Source organism: Cobetia sp. 5-25-4-2 (assembly GCF_013374075.1).
GTDB classification, from domain to species: Bacteria; Pseudomonadota; Gammaproteobacteria; order Pseudomonadales; family Halomonadaceae; genus Cobetia; species Cobetia marina.
In genome coordinates, this window is the sequence record NZ_BLWK01000001.1 from 483,081 (window position 1) to 502,290 (window position 19,210).

Annotated in this window: 13 protein-coding genes and 1 pseudogene; 11 read left to right on the forward strand and 3 right to left on the reverse strand. The window is 63.3% G+C overall.

The features are described from left to right. Positions 1-50: 50 nt before the first annotated feature. Both HXS65_RS02135 and HXS65_RS02140 read right to left on the reverse strand, forming a co-directional pair. A complete protein-coding gene (locus HXS65_RS02135; RefSeq protein WP_176492993.1) occupies positions 51-893 on the reverse strand; it encodes a transporter substrate-binding domain-containing protein in 843 nt (280 codons plus the stop codon). A gap of 100 nt (positions 894-993) precedes the next feature. After that, complete coding sequence (locus HXS65_RS02140; RefSeq protein WP_136938208.1) at positions 994-1,599, reverse strand: Smr/MutS family protein; 606 nt, start codon at positions 1,597-1,599, stop codon at positions 994-996. Between the two features lie 251 nt (positions 1,600-1,850). Between HXS65_RS02140 and prmB the strand changes: the two genes are divergently transcribed. The 5 genes and pseudogenes from prmB to phaC all read left to right on the forward strand — a co-directional run. Then, positions 1,851-2,813, forward strand: a complete 963-nt coding sequence (gene prmB / locus HXS65_RS02145) for a 50S ribosomal protein L3 N(5)-glutamine methyltransferase (RefSeq protein WP_054554939.1) — start codon at positions 1,851-1,853, stop codon at positions 2,811-2,813. A 112-nt stretch (positions 2,814-2,925) separates the two neighbouring features. Beyond that, a complete protein-coding gene (gene aroC / locus HXS65_RS02150; RefSeq protein WP_176492994.1) occupies positions 2,926-4,017 on the forward strand; it encodes a chorismate synthase in 1,092 nt (363 codons plus the stop codon). A 290-nt stretch (positions 4,018-4,307) separates the two neighbouring features. After that, positions 4,308-4,805, forward strand: coding sequence for a DUF6489 family protein (locus HXS65_RS02155; protein WP_054554937.1), 498 nt, complete (start codon positions 4,308-4,310; stop codon positions 4,803-4,805). 170 nt (positions 4,806-4,975) lie between these two features. Further along, positions 4,976-5,425: a phasin family protein gene (locus tag HXS65_RS02160; RefSeq protein ID WP_167593039.1), complete on the forward strand. Its 450-nt coding sequence runs from the start codon at positions 4,976-4,978 to the stop codon at positions 5,423-5,425. 511 nt (positions 5,426-5,936) lie between these two features. Then, a pseudogene (phaC, locus tag HXS65_RS17530) lies at positions 5,937-7,667 on the forward strand (class I poly(R)-hydroxyalkanoic acid synthase); the annotation flags it as partial. A 1,228-nt stretch (positions 7,668-8,895) separates the two neighbouring features. On the opposite strand, the gene HXS65_RS02170 reads toward phaC, so the two are convergent. Continuing rightward, positions 8,896-9,786, reverse strand: coding sequence for a LysR family transcriptional regulator (locus HXS65_RS02170; protein ID WP_077372378.1), 891 nt, complete (start codon positions 9,784-9,786; stop codon positions 8,896-8,898). A gap of 320 nt (positions 9,787-10,106) precedes the next feature. Between HXS65_RS02170 and leuC the strand changes: the two genes are divergently transcribed. The 6 genes from leuC (at position 10,107) to truA (ending at position 19,202) form a co-directional block, all read left to right on the forward strand. Further along, positions 10,107-11,558, forward strand: coding sequence for a 3-isopropylmalate dehydratase large subunit (gene leuC / locus HXS65_RS02175; RefSeq protein ID WP_141392273.1), 1,452 nt, complete (start codon positions 10,107-10,109; stop codon positions 11,556-11,558). An 11-nt stretch (positions 11,559-11,569) separates the two neighbouring features. Then, a complete protein-coding gene (leuD, locus tag HXS65_RS02180) occupies positions 11,570-12,223 on the forward strand; it encodes a 3-isopropylmalate dehydratase small subunit (RefSeq protein WP_077372384.1) in 654 nt (217 codons plus the stop codon). A 142-nt stretch (positions 12,224-12,365) separates the two neighbouring features. Then, positions 12,366-13,448 carry a 3-isopropylmalate dehydrogenase gene (gene leuB / locus HXS65_RS02185; protein WP_084209076.1) on the forward strand — a complete coding sequence of 361 codons (1,083 nt, stop codon included), beginning with the start codon at positions 12,366-12,368 and terminating at the stop codon, positions 13,446-13,448. Between the two features lie 220 nt (positions 13,449-13,668). Continuing rightward, complete coding sequence (gene asd / locus HXS65_RS02190) at positions 13,669-14,790, forward strand: aspartate-semialdehyde dehydrogenase (RefSeq protein WP_084209075.1); 1,122 nt, start codon at positions 13,669-13,671, stop codon at positions 14,788-14,790. 603 nt (positions 14,791-15,393) lie between these two features. Beyond that, positions 15,394-18,159, forward strand: coding sequence for a FimV family protein (locus HXS65_RS02195; protein WP_176492996.1), 2,766 nt, complete (start codon positions 15,394-15,396; stop codon positions 18,157-18,159). Further along, positions 18,159-19,202 (forward strand): tRNA pseudouridine(38-40) synthase TruA, encoded by a 1,044-nt coding sequence (truA, locus tag HXS65_RS02200; RefSeq protein WP_176492997.1) that lies wholly within the window; start codon positions 18,159-18,161, stop codon positions 19,200-19,202. Before HXS65_RS02195 ends, truA begins: the two co-directional genes overlap by 1 nt. Positions 19,203-19,210: the final 8 nt, after the last annotated feature.

Genomic DNA, 19,210 nt, shown 5'->3' on the forward strand with positions numbered 1-19,210 from the left:
ATTGGCGGGGGCTTATGGCATGTGGCTCAGGCTGACGCTGAGGCGCTGGTTCAGCCCTTGATCCATTTCTCGAAGATGGCGGCCTGCTCGCCGGTGCCCTGCATCTGGGTCAGCCACTGATCCACATAGGCTTTCCAGAGGTTGTCACCCAGCGGCAGCAGATAGCCCTTCTGGGAGAAGGTGAATGGCGCATCAGGATGCACGCTGCACAGCGCCGGGTGACGGCTGGCCTGCAGCTGGGTCTCGATGGCATCCGTCACCATCACGTCGGCGCGGTCTTCGATGATGTTGTTGAAGATGGTGCGGTTGTCGTTATGCGCGACGCGCGTGGCATCGCTCAGGAATTCATTGGCGAAGCGCTCGTTGGTGCCGCCCGGATTGACGGTGATGCGCACGCTCGGCTGATTGATCTGGGCGACGGTCTGGTACTTGTCGACATCTTCACAGCGCACGATGGGCGTCTTGCCGCCGGTCTGGTAGGGCAGGCTGAAGTAGGCCTGTGCCTGACGATCCAGCTTGATCGAGATACCGGACATGGCGATGTCGCACTTGCCGGAGGTGAAGTCTTCCATCAGCGTCGGCCAGCTGGTCGGAACCGTCTCGACGCTTGCGCCCAGGCTTGCGGCCAGCGAGGCGGCCATGTCGAGGTCGATGCCCTCGAACTCGCCGTCGTCTTCACGATGGCTGAAGGGGGCATAGTCACCGGTGGTGCAGACCTTCAGCACCTGAGTGTCCTTCACGCGGGAAAGCGTGCTGTCGGCCAGGGAATCGCTGGCGGCAGCGGGCATGGCAAGCGTCAGTGACAGGGTGGCTGCGGTCACGCCGCTGAAGATGGCGGTGGAGCGTGCGCGGCGTGAGGGCTGGCGTGTGGTGTGTTCAGCGTTGGGTGTCATCGGGGTGTTCCCTTGTCGTTATGGTGGCAGGCTCGGCGTGAGGCCTGCTTCAGATGTTCAGATCGTCAATTTGTCGGCGGCGTGACGACCGAGGGGGCGCTCAGTCCATCAGCGGATCACGGCCCTTGCTGCGCAACAATACATAAACTGCGCCGCTGCCGCCGTCCAGCTCCAGCGCCGAGGTGAAGGCCAGCACGTCCGGCCACTGGCGCAGCCAGGCGTTGACGTGGCTCTTGATGATCGGGTGATCCGCCATGCCGGTCCACGCCTTGCCATGCACGACCAGCACACAGCGTGAGCGCCGCGCGATGGCGTCATCGATGAAGGATTCCAGCTCGCTGCGCGCCTGCTCCAGTGTGTAGCCGTGCAGATCGAGACCGGCTTCCCAGGCGATCTCGCCGCGCTTGAGGCGCTGGCGCTGGCGGTAGGGGAGGTCCGGTACCGCGAAGTCGAGCAGCTGGCTGGGCGTGACCGGTTCGACCTGGCCGTCCGTGGTGCGCGATGGCGTGCCGAGAGAGTCGGTCGAGGCTTCGCTGGCGGCAGCGCGACGCGCGGCCAGTCGGGCCTGCTCGTCACGGCTGAGCGGCTTGCGGCCGGGGTCTGCCCGGTTGCTGGTGATCTTGCGCACGCCGGCCTGTTTGAGGGCGGCGCGGAAGGCGTTGAAATCGTCGCCGTCATCCGAGCTGTCGTCGTGTCGGGGGGGCATGGCTGAGGGCTCCGCAAGCGGTGAATGGCAAGGGGCGCAGTATAGCGTGGCTGTCGGTGCTGTGAAGCACCGCGCCGTGCCGTGCAAGGTCAGTGGCGTCCCATGATGTCGCGCACGTCACGCGCGGTGACCATGGCGCGTGCAAGGGTCGCCGCCACGCCTCGTGAACGCTACAATGCCTGCGCGAGACGCCACCGACGCATCATGACTGGCGGCGCTCGTTGTCCATCTGTCCGCTTACAGGAATCACCGTGTCCACTACTTCCGCGTCCGACCTGCGCCATCCTTCCAGCCTCAGTGAGCCGGATTCCCGTCTCGTCGAGGAGCTGGTGACTCTGCGCGACCTGATTCGCTGGGCGACCAGCGAGTTCCACGCGCACCGTCTGCACTTCGCCCACGGCACCGACTCTGCCTGGGACGAGGCGGTGGCGCTGGTGCTGGGTGCGCTGCATCTGCCGTGGGACACGGACCCCGCCGTGATCGACGCCCGTCTGCTGACCATGGAGCGTGCGCGCATCGTGGCGCTGGTGCGTGAACGCATCACCACCCGCAAGCCGCTGCCGTATCTGCTCGGTGAAGCCTTCTTCACCGGCGTTCCCTTCGATGTCGATGAGCGCGTGCTGATTCCGCGCTCGCCGATCGCCGAACTGATCGAGAGCGGCTTCTCGGCCTGGTTCCCGGAACTGCCGCCGACCCGGGTGCTGGACATGTGCACCGGTTCCGGCTGCATCGGGATCGCCACGGCGCTGGTGATGCCGACCGCCGAGGTCGACCTGGTCGATATCAGCAGCGAGGCGCTGGAAGTCGCGCGTCGCAACATCGAACGTCACGACGTGGCAGGGCGGGTCATCGCCGTGCAGTCGGACCTGTTCGCGGGCGTGGCCGGCAAGCGCTATGACCTGATCGTCTCCAATCCGCCCTACGTGGACAGTTTCGATCTCTCCCACATGCCGCAGGAATTCGGCCATGAGCCGGCGCTGGCGCTGGGCGCCGGTGATGACGGCCTGGATATCGTGCGCCGTATCCTGCGCGAGGCGCGTGACTACCTGACCGACGACGGCGTGCTGATCGTCGAGGTCGGCAACTCCGAGCGCCACCTGATGGACGCGTTCCCGGACGTGCCCTTCATGTGGCTGGAGTTCGAGCGTGGCGGCAACGGCGTCTTCGCCATCGATGCCCAGACACTGGACGTCTGCGCCCCCGAATTCGCCTGAAGACAGGCTCGTCTGGTGCCTTCGCTTCAGCGCCAGACCTGAAAAAGCTCACGACAACTATTATCAGAACGCCGTCGGCCATGACCGGCGGCATCGCCTGAGGACCCCCTGAATGTCCGGAAATACCTTCGGCAAGCTGTTCACTGTCACCACCTTCGGCGAAAGCCATGGCCCGGCGCTGGGCGCCATCATCGATGGTTGCCCGCCGGGCATCGAGATCAGCGAAGCGGATCTGCAGATCGATCTGGACCGCCGCCGTCCCGGTACCTCGCGTCACACCACCCAGCGGCGCGAGCCGGACCAGGTGCGCATTCTCTCGGGCGTGTTCGAGGGCCGCACCACCGGCACGGCCATCGGCCTGATGATCGAGAACACCGATCAGCGCTCCAAGGACTACGGCAAGATCAAGGACCAGTTCCGTCCGGCCCACGCCGACTACACCTATCACCACAAGTATGGTGAGCGTGACTACCGTGGCGGTGGCCGCAGCTCCGCGCGCGAGACTGCCATGCGCGTCGCCGCCGGTGCCATCGCCAAGAAGTATCTGGCGAGCCTGGGCGTGCAGGTGCGTGGCTATCTGTCCCAGCTCGGTCCCATCGAGCTTGAGGTCAAGGACTGGTCGCTGGTCGACACCAATCCGTTCTTCTGTGGCGATGCGGACCGCCTCGAGGAGCTGGAGCAGTACATGGACGCCCTGCGCAAGGAAGGCGATTCCGTGGGCGCCAAGGTCACCGTCGAGGCGACTGGCGTGCCGGTGGGTCTCGGTGAGCCGATCTTCGATCGCATCGATGCCGAGCTGGCCCATGGCCTGATGAGCATCAACGCCGTCAAGGGCGTCGAGATCGGGGACGGGTTCGCCGTGGTCAGCCAGAAGGGCACCGAGCACCGTGACGAGATGACGCCGGAAGGTTTCCTCTCCAATCATGCCGGCGGCATCCTGGGCGGCATCACCAGCGGCCAGACCCTGCGTGCCAGCATCGCGCTCAAGCCGACCTCCAGCCTGCGCCTGCCGGGTCGCAGCATCGACGTCAACGGCGAGGCGGTCGAGGTGATCACCACCGGCCGTCATGATCCGTGTGTCGGCATCCGTGCCACGCCGATTGCCGAGGCGATGGTCGCGCTGACGCTGATGGACCACCTGCTGCGCCATCGTGGCCAGAATGCCGACGTCAAGGTCGACACACCGGTGCTGCGCGAGGTGTAAGCCGCTTGCGGCGCGGCTGAACTGCTGGCGCTGCCCAGCTGTTGAACTTGTAACGCTGCCAAGCTGCTGAACTTTTAGTGAGAAAGAGACGCCCCAGCCGTGGAGTGATGCCCTGCATCCTTCGTGGCTGGGGCGTCTTGCGTGATGGGTTGGCTTGCACAAAGTAAATAAGAAAAGGCGTAAGTAGCAGGCTGCCCCCGTGTCATTCTCGCTGCTAGACTCGAATGGCAAGCATGCCAGCGGACTCGCGCACCACGCCGTGCGCGGGCAGACAACACAAGGACACTGCCATGAAGATCAATGTCGAATTCGACCTGACGCCTCAGGAGTTTCGCCAGGCGATGGGCCTGCCGGATGTGGAAGCCTTTCAACAGGAATTGATGGAGCGCTTTCGTCGTCAGATGGAAGCGGGCGTCGAGGGCTATGATCCGATGAGCCTGCTCAAGCCGCTGATGACACCGGGGGCGGGCACGCCGTTTGCCCGGTTCATGCCGCCGGGGATGGCGGAAGGCATGGCGGGGATGGGCGGCGCGTCAGCGGCCGATTCCCCGGGGGCCTCATCCAACGAGATGGGCGACAGCATGGCCAAGGGCATGGCGGCTTTCCAGCAGTACCAGAAGATGATGCTGGATACCTTGCAGCAGTTCGGTCAGCAGGGCACAGGCAACGCCAGTGGTGGCGACAGTGAGCCCGCAGGGAATGACCCGCATGCGGGAGCTGCGCAGAAGGCGGCCGCTGAGGACAGACCCAAGGCCGCCAGCGCGCGCTCACGCAGTCAGCGTGACTGATGGATGACGAGGGAAGCTGAAGGCATTGCGGTGCAGGATTATCGTCATGGGATTGCAACCGCTTCGGGAGCAGACTAGTCTTTGTGCAGTGCAGCATAATGCTGCGCTCAAAAGATGGCGCAGAGTCTTCTGCGCGCTCTTCCGGTACGGAATCCATGGGAGGAACCGTCATGCAACAGGATCAGATGTTCAACGCCTTTGCCGAGCAGGCCCGCAGCTTCTATCAGCCGATGCGCAAGCTCAACAGCCTGGTGCTCGACCACATGAGCAAGGTGGCCGAGTTCCAGATGGATGCCGCCAAGCGCTATGCCGATACCGGTTTCGAGCGTGCCCGCGCCGCGACGGAAGTGAAGAGTGTCGAGCAGCTCAGCGAATTCGGCAATCGTCAGCTGGAAGTGGCCACCGAGCTGTCCCAGCAGATGATGGACGATTCCCTGAAACTGGCGGAAATGGGCAACGAGATGCGCAGCCAGATGGAACAGGCCTATTCCGATGCGGGCAAGGAAGCCACGGACAAGGCATCTTCCGCTGCCAGCAAGGCGTCTTCCGCCACGGCGGATGCCGCGAAAGACAGCACCAGCAAGCCGGCAAGTGCCACCAGCCGCGCCAAACAGAGCTGAAGAATCATCGAGAGGGCTGGCGCACGCGCCAGCCCTTTTTTTGGCGAGGTCAGGCATTGCCCCCATCACGGCCCGGGTGCATGCTGAGAGTCGCCCCCCCCGAGGCGGCAAGACGACAGATGAGAGGTCTCAGCCGGCTTTCCGTCGTATTCGCGCCTCTGGCATGAATGCGACGGAAAGCGGACTGCAAGGCTCTGGCTTGCCAGAGTGACGCCAGAGTGAAGAGAGTCGGTGCAAGGTGCCAGTGACGGCGCCGCGAACGCCTTTCGAGGGCATTGCACTGCAGAGGTACGGAAGGATTCGGTTCGATGAAATCGTGCATGTCGGCGTTCGTTCGACAGCCATGCTTCGATAGCCAATGACAAGGAGGACGGGCGATATGGTTTCAGCCCAGCAGCAGGCACTTTCTCAGGCATTCTCTCAGGCCTTTTCCCATCTGTTTCCCGATGGCGTCGACGGCGGCGAATGGGCCGGCGTGGTACAGGAAGCCAGCACCCAGTATCAGGCTCTGATGAGTGACATGCTGGAGCGCCTGTGGCCAAGTGCTGCTGCCTCCACCATCTACGACGAGATGGGACGTTGCTTCCAGGCAGGCGCGGAGGCGCTGGCACGTGACCCCCAATTGCTGATTTCCACGCAGACCCGCCTCTTCCAGGACCAGATGGCCCTGATGCAAGGCACGCTGCGCGAGATGAGCGGTGAGAGTGTCGAGCCCGTGATCAGCCCCGCACGCTCTGATCGTCGCTTCCGCGATGAGGCCTGGCAGAGCGAACCGTATTATCACTTCCTCGTGCAGCAATATCTGCTGTTCTCGCGCGCCGTGGATGAGATGCTGGCGGGCATCAAGGGATTGCCAGAGAGCCAGAAGCGCAATCTCGAGTTCTACGCGCGCCAGTACGTCAGTGCCTTCTCGCCCTCCAACTTCGCCTCCACCAACCCGGAAGTGCAGCGGGTGACCCGCGAAACCGGCGGCCAGAATCTGCTCGACGGCTTGAAGCGTCTGCGGGAAGACCTTGCCAACTCCGCCGAAGGCATCAATGTCGCGATGACCGACACCGAAGCCTTCCGTCTCGGCGACAACATCGCCGTCACGCCGGGGGATGTGGTGTTCGAGAATGAGCTGATCCAGCTGATCCAGTATCGCCCGGCGACGGAAAAGGCCTTCAGTACGCCGTTGCTGGTCGTGCCGCCGTGGATCAACAAGTACTACATTCTCGATCTGCGTCAGGACAATTCGATGATGCGCTGGCTGGTGGAGCAGGGGCACACCGTGTTCCTGATCTCCTGGCGCAATCCCGGGCCGGAGCAGAGCGATCTCACCTGGGCCGATTACATGCAGATGGGGCCGCTTGCCGCGATGGATGCCATCGAGCAGGCCACCGGCGAGAAGCAGGTCAATATCCTGTCCTACTGCATCGGCGGCACGCTGACGGCCAGCACCATGGCCTATCTCACGGCCAGGAAACAGGCGGATCGCGTGCGCTCGGTCAGTTACATGGCGACGTTGCAGGACTTCTCCGATCCCGGCGAGATCGGTGTCTTCCTCAACGAGCCGGTACTGCAGGGCCTTGAGAAGCAGATGGCGCAGGACGGCTACCTGGATGGCCGCGTGATGGCGTTCTCCTTCAACCTGCTGCGCGAGAATGACCTCTTCTGGTCGTTCTACGTCTCCAACTATCTCAAGGGCGAAGCGCCGACCGCGTTCGACCTGCTGTACTGGAATACCGACGGCACCAACCTGCCGGCCGGTACCCATGCCTGGTATCTGCGTCACATGTATCTGGAGAACCGCCTTGTGCAGCCCGGCGGTATCGAGCTGGACGGTGTGCCGATCGACCTCTCGCAGATCGAGATTCCCAGCTATTGGGTCTCCGCCCGCGAGGATCACATCGCCAAGTGGCAGACCACCTACAACGGCACCCAGCTGCCCAAGGCTTCCATCAAGCGCTTCGTGCTGGGTGGCTCAGGCCATATCGCGGGTATCGTCAATCCGCCGCACAAGAACAAGTACGGCTACGTCACCAATGACGAGCTGCCGGCGACACCGGATGCCTGGCTTGAAGGCACCGAGGCGCATGAAGGCTCCTGGTGGAATGACTGGCAGGCATGGATGTCCGGCAATGGTTTCGTCGAGCCGGAACCGGAAGTCTCTGCGCGCACGCCGGGTGAGGGCAAGCTCGACGTGATCGAAGCGGCGCCGGGGCGTTATGCGCGCCAGACCATCCCCGAAGTACTCGGCCAGACTGTGCCGGAAGAGATCACCTCAGCCGCACAGGCGCAGCTCAAGACCGTGCGTGATGTGCAGGAGACGGTCGAGAAGCGCATGAATGACGCGCTCAAGCAGGTCACGCTGCCACTGGAAGAGATGGTGTCGGCAATGACAGGGAGCGCGGCGGGCAAGGCGAGCAATGATGCCAGCGACGCGAAGGGCAGCAGCTCGTCCGGTGCCTCCAGGGCGCAAGGCGCCAGCACCGGGCCTGCCGCTTCCAAGGCAGCATCAGCGGCTACTGAGTCAGCAGCGCCGGCAAGCAAGCCCGCCGCGCGCAAACGTGCTGCACCCAAGAGCACGGCTTCCAAGAGCACTGTTGCCAAGAGCACTGCTTCCAAGAGCGCAACGCCCACCAGCAGCACGGCCAGCGACAGCACTGCAAAACAGAGCACGGCAAAACCGAGCACTGCGAGCACGGCTGCCAGCAGTACAGGTAGCTCAGCGGCGAAGACCACCACGGCGAGAAAGACCTCCACGCCGCGCAAGACAGCTGCCAGCAAGACGACTGCCAACAAGACGACCGCGAACAAGACAACTGCGGCCAAGACGACGGCGAGCAAGTCAGCCTCTGACAGCAAGCCGTCAGCGGCCGGCACCTCAACCGGCGGCGCTGCTTCCACTGCCTCGGGCTCCAGCAGCACGGCGACATCGCCCGCTGCCAAGCAGCCTGCGACACAGAGCAAGGCGGCGGCCAGTGCTCCCAAGAGCACCGCGGCAAGCAAGCCGGCGGCCAGTGCTCCCAAGAGCACCGCGGCAAGCAAGCCGGCGGCCTCCAGCAAGACGACAGCCAGCACCACCAAGCGCGCTGCGGCCAGCAAGTCGGTCGCCAGTTCGACGGGGAGTGCGAGCACTGGAAGCACTACCAAGACCGCCAGCAGCACAGGTGCTGGAAGCACTGCCAAGGCTGCTGGATCTACCGCCAAGAGTGACACTGGCAGTGCGGCGGGTGCAGATGCCAAGAGTGATACCGGCAGCGCCGCGCCCAAGCCGCGCCGTGGCCGTCCCTCCAACGCCAGCAAGGCCGCCGCCGTCAAGGCAGCGGAAGAGGCCAAGAAGGACGATGCCAAGCCTGCGGCCAGCAAGACGGATGGCTCATCGGGCAATGACAAGGACACTGGCAAGCGCTGATCAGCGGCACCACCAGCAGGACGTTCTACAGCAACGCCAGCCCTCAGGGCTGGCGTTGTGCTTTCGAAATTCGTCAGCGGTGTCTCGAGGCCGCATCCCTTGCCCCTTCCAGCAGCTCGATCATGGCGCTGGCGGCGTTCGAGAGGGTGCGGTTGTTGTGATAGAGATAGCCGAGCTGGCGCTCGATGGGGCGGTGGTCGATGGGCAGGATCTCGATCTCGTCGTCGATCATGCTTTCCGGCAGCACGCTCCAGCCCAGGCCGATGGCGACCATCATCTTGAGGGTCTCGAGGTAGTTGGTGGACATCGAGACTTCCACCGAGAGGCCGTCACGCGCGAAGGTGTCGATGACGATGCCGCGCGTGAAGGTCAGGTGGCCCGGCAGCACGGCGTCGTGCTGTGAGAGGGCGGCCAGTGGCAACGCCTTGTGTCCCGCCAGCGGGTGATCCCGTCCGCACACGAAGCGCATCTCGTCCAGCCACACCGGTACCACCGTCAGATTGGGATCGCGATGCGGTGCCAGAGTGACGACGGCCAGTTCCAGCTCCCCATCCAGTACGCCCTGATAGGCCTGTTCTGAATCCAGGAAGCGCATGTCCATGCGTACTTCGGGGTGGGACATGGTAAAGGCCTTGAGCAGTGGCGGCAGACGGTGCAGGCCCACATGGTGGCTGGTCGCCATTGTCAGACTGCCTTTTACCTCGCCGGACAGATTGCGCAGCGCGCGCCGCGTGTCATCGTGCATCACCAGAATGGCACGGGCCCGCGGCAGCAGGATGTTGCCGGCCTCCGTCAGGGTGACGCGCCGCCCGATGCGATCAAACAGCCGCGCGCCGTGGAGCTGTTCCAGCTGCGCGATGCGCTTGGAGACAGCGGGTTGTGTCAGGTGCAGCTGCTCGGCCGCCAGCGAGAAGGAGGCGGTTTCCGCGACGGCAACGAAGGCCTGAAGAGAGGGAGTGTCCATGTGAGGCAGCTATCCTGTCATGAGGGCGTTCAGAAGAATGATCTTCCGTGCGATCAGGGGGAATGTCGGCTGAGGCAATGGTATTCCTTTTGGGAATCCAAAGCATGAAAAACATGAATTGCTTTTATTCATCGCCGCCGAGTACTCTTGATGACACAGGACGCGGCGGCGATGCTCGAGCCTCTGGTGGCAAGCCACCTGCGACATGGCTCGCACGACCGCCCCGCCATCAACACTGGACGACACACCTCATCAAGGGGCCGCCACGAGCCCCGAGGCAGCAAGCGCTCTTACCGTAGGGCGCCACGAGGAGACACGACATGGCCAGCCAGACCCTTTATGACAAGTTGTGGGACCAGCATCTGGTCAAGCAACGTGAAGACGGTACTGCACTCATCTACATCGACCGTCACCTGCTGCACGAAGTGACGTCGCCGCAGGCCTTCGAAGGGCTGCGTCTGGCCGGTCGCAAGCCGTGGCGTCTGGATGCCAACCTGGCAACGCCGGACCACAACGTGCCGACCTCTCTCAAGGAGCGCGCTGCCGGTATCGCGGGGATCGAGGATGAAACCTCTCGCATCCAGGTGCAGACCCTCGACGACAACTGCAACAGCTTCAACATCGAGCAGTTCACCATCAATGATGCGCGTCAGGGCATCGTGCACGTGGTCGGGCCGGAGCAGGGCGCAACCCTGCCGGGCATGACCGTGGTGTGTGGCGATTCCCACACCGCGACCCACGGTGCCTTCGCGGCACTCGCTCACGGTATCGGCACCTCCGAGGTCGAGCACGTGCTCGCCACCCAGTGTCTGATCCAGCGCAAGATGAAGAACATGCTGGTGCGCGTCGATGGTCGTCTCGGCACTGGCGTCACCGCCAAGGATGTCGTGCTCGCCATCATCGGTGAGATCGGCACCGCCGGCGGTACCGGCTATGCCATCGAATTCGGCGGCTCCGCCATCCAGGACATCTCCATGGAAGGCCGCATGACCATCTGCAACATGGCCATCGAAGCCGGTGCACGGGTCGGTCTGGTCGGGGTCGATGACATCACCATCGATTACCTGCGCGACCGTCCCTATGCGCCGAACGCCCAGCAGTGGGAAGCGGCCGTGGCCGACTGGCGCAATCTGGTCTCCGATGCAGACGCCGAATTCGACAAGGTCGTCGTGCTCAAGGCCGAGGACATCGCCCCGCAGGTCACCTGGGGCACCAGCCCGGAGCAGGTCACCAGCGTCAATGGCGTGGTGCCGGACCCGGCAGCCGCCAACGATGACACCGAAGCGCGTGGCATCACCCGTGCGCTCGAGTACATGGGCCTCAGCGCTCAGCAGAAGATCACCGACATCAAGCTGGACCGCGTGTTCATCGGCTCCTGCACCAACTCGCGTATCGAGGACTTGCGTGAAGCGGCGCGCGTGGCCGAAGGCCGTACGGTCGCCAAGAGCCTCAAGCAGGCGATGGTCGTGCCGGGCTCTGGCCTGGTGAAGGCACAGGCGGAAGCCGAAGGACTGCACGAGATCTTCCTCGCCGCGGGCTTTGAATGGCGCGAGCCGGGCTGCTCCATGTGTCTGGCGATGAACGCCGACAAGTTGGGCGCCGGCGAGCATTGTGCTTCCACCTCCAACCGCAACTTCGAAGGCCGTCAGGGCTTCGGTGGGCGTACGCACCTCGTCAGCCCGGCCATGGCCGCCGCTGCCGCGATTGCGGGTCACTTCGTTGATGTTCGTGACTTTGCCCCCATTCCTACTTCCGATACCCACGCAGCCTGAGGAGGCCCGACATGGAAAAGTTCATTCGCCAGCAGGGCCTCGTGGCACCGCTCGATCGCGCCAACGTCGATACTGACCTGATCATCCCGAAGCAGTTTCTGAAGTCGATCAAGCGTACCGGCTTCGGCCCGAACCTCTTCGATGAGCTGCGTTATCTCGATGAGGGCTATATCGGACAGGACATCAGCAAGCGTCCGCTGAATCCGGATTTCGTGCTCAATCAGCCGCGTTACTCAGGCGCAAGCGTGCTGCTGGCACGTCGCAACTTCGGTTGCGGCTCCTCGCGGGAGCACGCGCCCTGGGCACTGACCGATTTCGGCTTCCGTGTCGTCATCGCGCCGAGCTTCGCCGATATCTTCTACAACAACTCGTTCAAGAACGGCCTGTTGTTGATCACCCTCGACGAGGGCACGGTGGATCGCCTGTTCAAGGAAGCCGAAGCGGTGGAAGGGTATCGTCTGGATATCGATCTCGAGGCGCAGGCCGTCATCACGCCGTCCGGTGAGTCGATCCCCTTCGAGGTGGACAGCTTCCGCAAGCATTGCCTCATGGAAGGCCTGGATGACATCGGTCTGACCCTCAAGGATCAGGACGCCATCGACAGCTTCGAGACGCGTCATCGCGCCGAGCGTCCTTGGCTGTTCCGCGATGGCAAGACGGCCTGATCTGTCCAGCGTCACGCCAGTCAGCGCCGCAGTCGCAACACATTCGTCATGGCTCGCCGTCCAGAGTGGCAGCGAGCCCAGTCTCAGCACCGGCGGTGAACCGTCGGTCTTGCCGGATGCTCTCCGGCCCAAGGAGTTCCAGATGAGCCGCAATATCCTGATTCTGCCCGGTGATGGCATTGGCCCGGAAATCACGGCCGAAGCCGTGAAGATCCTTGAAGCCGCACGCAGCGAAGGGCTGGACATCACGCTGAGCGAAGGCAAGGTCGGTGGTGCAGGGTATGACGCGGCGGGCCATCCGCTGCCGAAGGACACGCTGGACGCCGCCAAGGCGGCAGACGCCATCCTGCTCGGCGCGGTCGGTGGCCCGCAGTGGGACAAGCTCGAGGACATCTCGCTGCGGCCCGAGCGTGGCCTGCTGGGGCTGCGCAAGGAGCTTGAACTCTTCGCCAACCTGCGCCCGGCAATTCTCTACCCGCAGCTGGCCGAGGCCTCCAGCCTCAAGCCGGAAGTGGTGTCCGGTCTGGACATCATGATCGTGCGTGAGCTGACCGGTGGCATCTACTTCGGCCAGCCGCGTGGCATCGAGACGCGCGACGGACAGCAGGTCGGCTACAACACCTACGTCTACTCAGAATCCGAGATCGAGCGTATCGGCCGCACCGCCTTCGAGATGGCCCAGAAGCGCAACAAGAAGCTGTGCAGTGTCGACAAGGCCAACGTGCTGGAAGTCACCATGCTGTGGCGTGACGTGATGGAGCGCATCTCCGCCGACTACCCGGATGTCGAGCTGTCGCACATGTACGTCGACAACGCCGCCATGCAGCTGGTGCGCGCACCGAAGCAGTTCGACGTGGTGGTCACCGGCAACATGTTTGGCGACATCCTCTCGGATGAAGCCGCGATGTTGACCGGTTCCATCGGCATGCTGCCGTCCGCCTCGCTGAATGCCAGCGGCCAGGGCATGTATGAGCCGTGCCACGGCAGCGCGCCGGACATCGCGGGTCAGGGCATCGCCAACCCGCTGGCGACCATCCTGTCAGTGGCGATGATGCTGCGCTACTCGCTGAATGAAGCGGCGTGGGCCGAGCGTATCGAGAAGGCCGTCGGTGTGGTGCTGGATGAAGGTCTGCGTACCGCCGATATCGCCTACGCCGGCACTCGCAAGGTCTCCACCTCTGAGATGGGCGATGCCGTGCTGGCCGCCTTCAAGGCCCAGGCGTAAGGCAAGACCCGCGTGAACGCCGCTCGTGAGTGGCGTTCACGCGAGATGATCATGAGGAAGCCTGGCGTGCGTCGCTGGGCTTTCGTGTCAGGACCTGCGGCTGGAGCGTTGGGCAAGGCTCACATTGGGTGAGTTGCCTGTGCTCGCTGCGGGTCATTCCTGTGCCGGGAGCTTCGGTGTCTTCCGTGTTCCCGGCCGTGCATGAACAAGGAGAACAAGCATGTTGAAAGTCGGATTTGTCGGTTGGCGTGGCATGGTCGGTTCCGTGCTGATGCAACGCATGCGTGATGACAACGATTTCGCCGGTATCGAGCCGGTATTCTTCTCCACCTCCCAGGTCGGTCAGGCCGGCCCGGACGTGGGCACGCCGGTGCCGGCGCTCAAGGATGCCAATGACATCAATGAGCTGAAGGCGCTGGACGTCATCGTTACCTGTCAGGGTGGCGACTACACCAAGCAGGTGTTCGGCCCGCTGCGTGAAGCCGGCTGGAAGGGCGACTGGATCGATGCGGCCTCCACCCTGCGCATGGAGAAGGATGCCGTGCTGGTGCTGGACCCGGTCAATCGTCACGTGATCGATGAGAAGATCGGTGCCGGTGCCAACACCTTCGTCGGCGGCAACTGCACCGTCAGCCTGATGCTGATGGGTCTGGGTGGCCTGTTCGAGGCCGGCATGGTCGAGTGGATGACTTCCATGAGCTACCAGGCGGCGTCCGGCAGTGGTGCGCGCCACATGCGTGAGCTGCTGACCCAGATGGGCCAGCTCAATGGCAGCGTGGCCTCGGAGCTTGCAGACCCGGCCAGCGCGATTCTGGATATCGACCGCAAGGTGACCGCCACCATGCGCGGCGATGATTTCGCGACCCAGCAGTTCGGTGCGCCGCTGGCCGGCTCGCTGCTGCCGTGGATCGATTCCCCGATGGAATCCGGTCAGACCCGCGAGGAGTGGAAGGCCGGTGTCGAGGCCAACAAGATTCTCGACAGCCAAGGCAACCCGATCATGATCGATGGGCTGTGCGTGCGGATCGGTGCGATGCGCTCCCACTCCCAGGCCTTCACCGTCAAGCTCAAGCAGGACGTGCCGCTGGACGAGATCGAAGACCGCCTGGCCAAGCACAATGACTGGGTCAAGGTCGTCGCCAACACCAAGGAAGACAGCCTCAAGCACCTGACACCGGCTGCTGCTACCGGCACCCTGACCGTTCCGGTCGGCCGTCTGCGCAAGCTGGCGATGGGTGGTGAATACCTGTCTGCCTTCAGCGTGGGTGACCAGCTGCTGTGGGGGGCCGCGGAGCCGCTCAAGCGCATGCTGACCATTCTGCGGGAACATCGCGCCGCCTGATCATCACGATGGCTGGCCCTCGCGGTTGAGTGCCATGGCGTGATGCAAGACGTCGCCCCCGACTCCTCGGAGCCGGGGGCGACTTTTTTGCGCTCGAAAATTCTGCAATCGAAAATCCTGCAATCGAATATCCATGCACTCGAACGTCCCTGACGAATGTCCTAGCGAATGTCCTGGCGGACCATGTCCGGGTTCCCGGTCATGTCCCGAATGCCCAATGAAGGGTGATTGCGATGGTCGGTCGTGCCGATGATCGGCAGTGCCATGGGCATCAGATGACCGGCATGTCATTCCAATGACTGACCGGCTTCATTCCGGCTTGCGCATTTTTTGCGAATTTGGCTGGCGATGTTGATGCATGATGGCATCTCGTATGCATATTTGAGTATCGTGTCAGCCGGATGAGGTGGAGCTGGTCACTCCTGTCATCCGGGGAGCAGGTGGGCTATCAGAGGGGACGACGCCCGCTAGCGTTGAAATTTTTCTGGCTGAGTCGCGCCTTGCCTGAATCATGAGGCGGACTCTCTGGTATCTTATATGTAAGAATACGTAACATAATGCGCCGGCCGGACACTGAATCGGTCGCATACGAAGGGACACTCAATGGGACGCAAGCTTCCTCTCGCACTGGCGATCTCCTTCGCCATCTATAGTGCTCAGGCCTTGGCGGTCGGCATGGAATCGCCGCGATTGCGCTCGAATCTGAATCAACCGCTGGATGCCCGCATCGGCCTGACAGATACCTCCGGGCTTGATAGCAGCCTGATCAAGGCGAACGTCTCCGATGCCGCCGCCTTTGCGCGTGCCGGTGTGGACCGCAGCTATGTCAGTGATGACGTCAAGGTGGCCATCAAGCAGCAGGGCAGCCGCTATTATCTTCAGCTGACCACCAACGGGGCGGTACGTGAGCCCTATGTGGATCTTCTGCTGGACGTCGAGTGGCCCAATGGCAAGCTGCAGCGTCAGGTCACGCTGCTGTTCGATCCGGCGGGCTATTCCAGTCAACCGGCACTGGTGACGCCTTCTGGTGCGCGCTCACGTCCGTTGGCCGACACGGGGTCGACACCCTCGCGTTCCGTGGTCTTCCGTGACAGTGGTCAGTCGTCCTCGGCAAGCGCTGCGCCCGCGGCGGGCGAAACGCCGTCAAGCATCAAGGTACGCAGTGGCGATTCCCTGTGGACCATCGCACGACGCGTGCGGCCGGATGCCGGGGTCAGCATCCGTCAGGCCATGCTGGCGATTCAGGAAGCCAATCCCAGTGCCTTCCCGGGCGGCAACATCAACAAGCTGAGGGCGGGGGTAGTCCTGAGCGTTCCCGATCGCGCCACCATGCTGGGCCGCTCGCGCACGGCGGCCGATCGCGAAGTGCGTGAGCAATATCAGCAGTGGGTCGCGGGGGCGCAAGGCAAGACCATTCCTGCTCCGGCCAGCAAGAAGACGACGTCCGCGTCTCCGAAGGATACCGCCACGGCCAGTGAGACGCCCGCTGCAGCTCCCGCTCCCAGCGGCCCCGCCAGTGCGGGTGCTGACGGCAAGCCGCGCCTGACGCTGATCGATGAAGAGGCCACGCCGGCGAGCAAGGCGGCCGCCAGTACGCAGATTTCCGCGGGCAGCCAGCAGGCCATCGATGAGCTGTCGGATCGCCTCGAATCGCTGGAAGACCAGTTGCTGACCAACCAGCAGCGTCTGGATCAACTGGAGCAGGAGCGTGACGACCTGCGCAGTGAAGTCGCTTCATTGCGCAGTGAAGTCGGTGAACTGCGTGCTTCCCTGGCCGAGCGTACCGAGCAGCTGGAAACGGCCAAGGTATTGCTGGCCAAGCAGAACCGTCTGCTGGTCAACAGCGGCATCACTCCCTTGACGCTACCCGAGAGTCTGGTCGCTGCCGGGGTGGATCTGGGCCAGCCGCGTGATGGTGAAGGCAATCTCGTGTTGCCCAGCCAGCCCTGGCCGCAGGCGACGTGGAAGTGGGTACAGGACAATCTGATGATGGTGGGCGGCGCGGCGGGAGCATTGCTGTTGCTGCTGTTGCTGTTGCTGCGTCGTCGCTCGGGGCCGAAGGATGACTCCAGCATGAGCTTCGCGGATGCCGTGCGTCACAACGACCAGGACCTGCAGGACCCGTCACGGGGTGCCTTTGGAGCTGCAGCGGGTACCGCTGACAGACAGGTCCCGGAAGAGACGTCTGCAGTGGCAAGTCGTGGCTCTCACACTCTTGAGCCTCTGGCCCAGCCTGAGGCCGCTGCCATCAGCGAGGCGGATATCTTCATCGCCTATGGACGCTTCGATCAGGCGCAAGCCCTGCTGGAAACCGGTCTTGCAGACGATGAGAGTCGTCAGGACCTGCGTCTCAAGCTGATGGGAGTACATGGAGAACTTGGCAATCTCGAGGCGCTGAATCACGAAAGCGAGAAGGTATTGGCGGCGGGCAATGCAGAAGAGCGTGAAGAGGCTCAGGCGCTGCTCAACCGTTATGCCGGGATGGGTAGCCCCATGCGTGCTGCCATGGGTGGCGCGGTGGCCGCAAGCAACGTGACGCATCTCTCCGGTGTCGTCAGTCAATATGCCCAGTCCCTGCGTGTGCCATCCTCGGCCAGCGCAGCTTCTGAAAGGCTGGCGGCAGGTGGCGCGAACCTGCAGGACGATGAGCGCGAGCCGGAGGGTGACGTGTCTGACTCTTCAGGCGTAGGGCAGGACAGTGGCTCGTTCGAGGATGACTTGCACGCTGATGCCGCCGTCACGAATGACACTCCGGCAGACGTGGGAGTCGCATTCGAGCCCGGCCTCAAGGGCAAGAGTCCCGAGCACGGAAAAGCGGCACCCGATACCAGTTTCTTCAGTGACAACGTGATCGATTACCAGGCGCCGGAACTGACGCTTGATGACGGTGTGGAGCCTGCGGCAGTGGCAAGTGCCGAGAAGGCGGACGAGGCGCTCAAGGGTGAGGCGGTCGAATTTACCTCCGCCTCCATCGATGAGGAAGGCGAGTCTGCGAAATCCAGTGCACCTTCAGGCGACGAGGTGGCGCCTGCAAGCGCCTTTGCAGCAGCCGACGAGTTGCCGTCGCTGGATAGCATGACGCTGGAAGAGGTGGATGTCCCTCGTCGTGATATCTCGCAATTCGAGGTGGAGGAAGTGGCGTTCGAGTCCGGGGATCAGGATAATGCCTATCCCTCTGTCGGCATGGCAGGGGCAGGGGCTGGCGCCCAGGACAGCGTGGCTTTCCAGCAGCTCGAGGAAGCCCGCCAGTTGCTGGTGGATGGTGAGGATGATCAAGCGGCAGCGCTGCTTGAGCCGCTCGCCTCCGCCAGTGACGGGATGATCCGTGAAGAGGCGCTGGCGTTGATGGAGCGCTTTGGTCTGACCTGATGCCCTTTTTTACACCGCTTGATGATAATGAAAGACGCCCGGGGCGCATCGCTCTGGGCGTCGAGTATGATGGCAGCCGCTATTGCGGTTGGCAGCGCCTCAGCCACGCACCTTCCGTGCAGGAAACGCTTGAAAAGGCGCTTTCCAAGGTGGCTTCCACTCCCATCACCGTCCACTGCAGCGGGCGCACCGATTCAGGTGTGCACGCCGTGCGTCAGGTCGTGCACTTCGATACCCCCGTGGGCCGCAGCCGCAAGGCATGGCGCATGGGCGGCAACGTCAATCTTCCCCCGGATATCGGCATCCATTGGGCGGTCCCCGTTCCCGATGACTTCCATGCCCGATTCAGCGCCATCGCGCGTCGTTATCGCTACATGATCATCAATCAGCCTTTTCGGCCGGTGATGGAGCGTCACAACGCCACCTGGTGTCGTGAACCCCTGAATGTCGCCGACATGCAGGCGGCGGCCACCCATCTGGTAGGGGAGCTGGACTTCTCGGCCTTCCGTGCGGCAGGTTGTCAATCGCGCTCGCCACGACGCCACGTGCATTTCATCGAGGTGAGTCGTCACGGCCAGCTGGTCATGATCGACATCCAGGCGAATGCCTTCCTGCACCACATGGTGCGCAATATCGCCGGTACCTTGATGGCCATCGGGCGTGGCGAGAAGCCTGTCGAGTGGATCGTCGAGCTGATGCGCGGGGGAGATCGCACGCGCTCGAGTGCCACGGCAGCAGCCACGGGACTTCACTTCGTCGACGTCATCTATCCGCCGCGCTATGAGCTGCCCAGGGAGCCGCTCGGGCCTGGTCTGGTGGCCCATCTCGGGGAGTGGACGGGAGAGCGTCCCTTGCCGGATTGCCCGATGGTACGCTCACGCCTGGCCCGTGCCGAAGCCGAGGGTGCCGAAGAGGCTCGGGCGGCAGGCAAGCTCAGTGAAAAGGAAGCCATTCGGCTGGCAAGCGTTGCCCGTGAGGCCGAGCGTCTCAGTCGGGAACATGAACAAGCGATTCCTGCCGCACAGAATGAATCCTCACGTTGAACGGAGTG

Excerpts from the sequence above, each read along its gene's own strand:
- HXS65_RS02160 (WP_167593039.1), top strand. The coding sequence starts at position 4,976 with ATGCAACAGGATCAGATGTTCAACGCCTTTGCCGAGCAGGCCCGCAGC.
- HXS65_RS02140 (WP_136938208.1), bottom strand. The coding sequence starts at position 1,599 with ATGCCCCCCCGACACGACGACAGCTCGGATGACGGCGACGATTTCAAC.
- leuD (WP_077372384.1), top strand. The coding sequence starts at position 11,570 with ATGGAAAAGTTCATTCGCCAGCAGGGCCTCGTGGCACCGCTCGATCGC.
- HXS65_RS02170 (WP_077372378.1), bottom strand. The coding sequence starts at position 9,786 with ATGGACACTCCCTCTCTTCAGGCCTTCGTTGCCGTCGCGGAAACCGCC.
- aroC (WP_176492994.1), top strand. The coding sequence starts at position 2,926 with ATGTCCGGAAATACCTTCGGCAAGCTGTTCACTGTCACCACCTTCGGC.
- HXS65_RS02195 (WP_176492996.1), top strand. The coding sequence starts at position 15,394 with ATGGGACGCAAGCTTCCTCTCGCACTGGCGATCTCCTTCGCCATCTAT.
- leuC (WP_141392273.1), top strand. The coding sequence starts at position 10,107 with ATGGCCAGCCAGACCCTTTATGACAAGTTGTGGGACCAGCATCTGGTC.
- HXS65_RS02135 (WP_176492993.1), bottom strand. The coding sequence starts at position 893 with ATGACACCCAACGCTGAACACACCACACGCCAGCCCTCACGCCGCGCA.
- HXS65_RS02155 (WP_054554937.1), top strand. The coding sequence starts at position 4,308 with ATGAAGATCAATGTCGAATTCGACCTGACGCCTCAGGAGTTTCGCCAG.
- asd (WP_084209075.1), top strand. The coding sequence starts at position 13,669 with ATGTTGAAAGTCGGATTTGTCGGTTGGCGTGGCATGGTCGGTTCCGTG.
- leuB (WP_084209076.1), top strand. The coding sequence starts at position 12,366 with ATGAGCCGCAATATCCTGATTCTGCCCGGTGATGGCATTGGCCCGGAA.
- truA (WP_176492997.1), top strand. The coding sequence starts at position 18,159 with ATGCCCTTTTTTACACCGCTTGATGATAATGAAAGACGCCCGGGGCGC.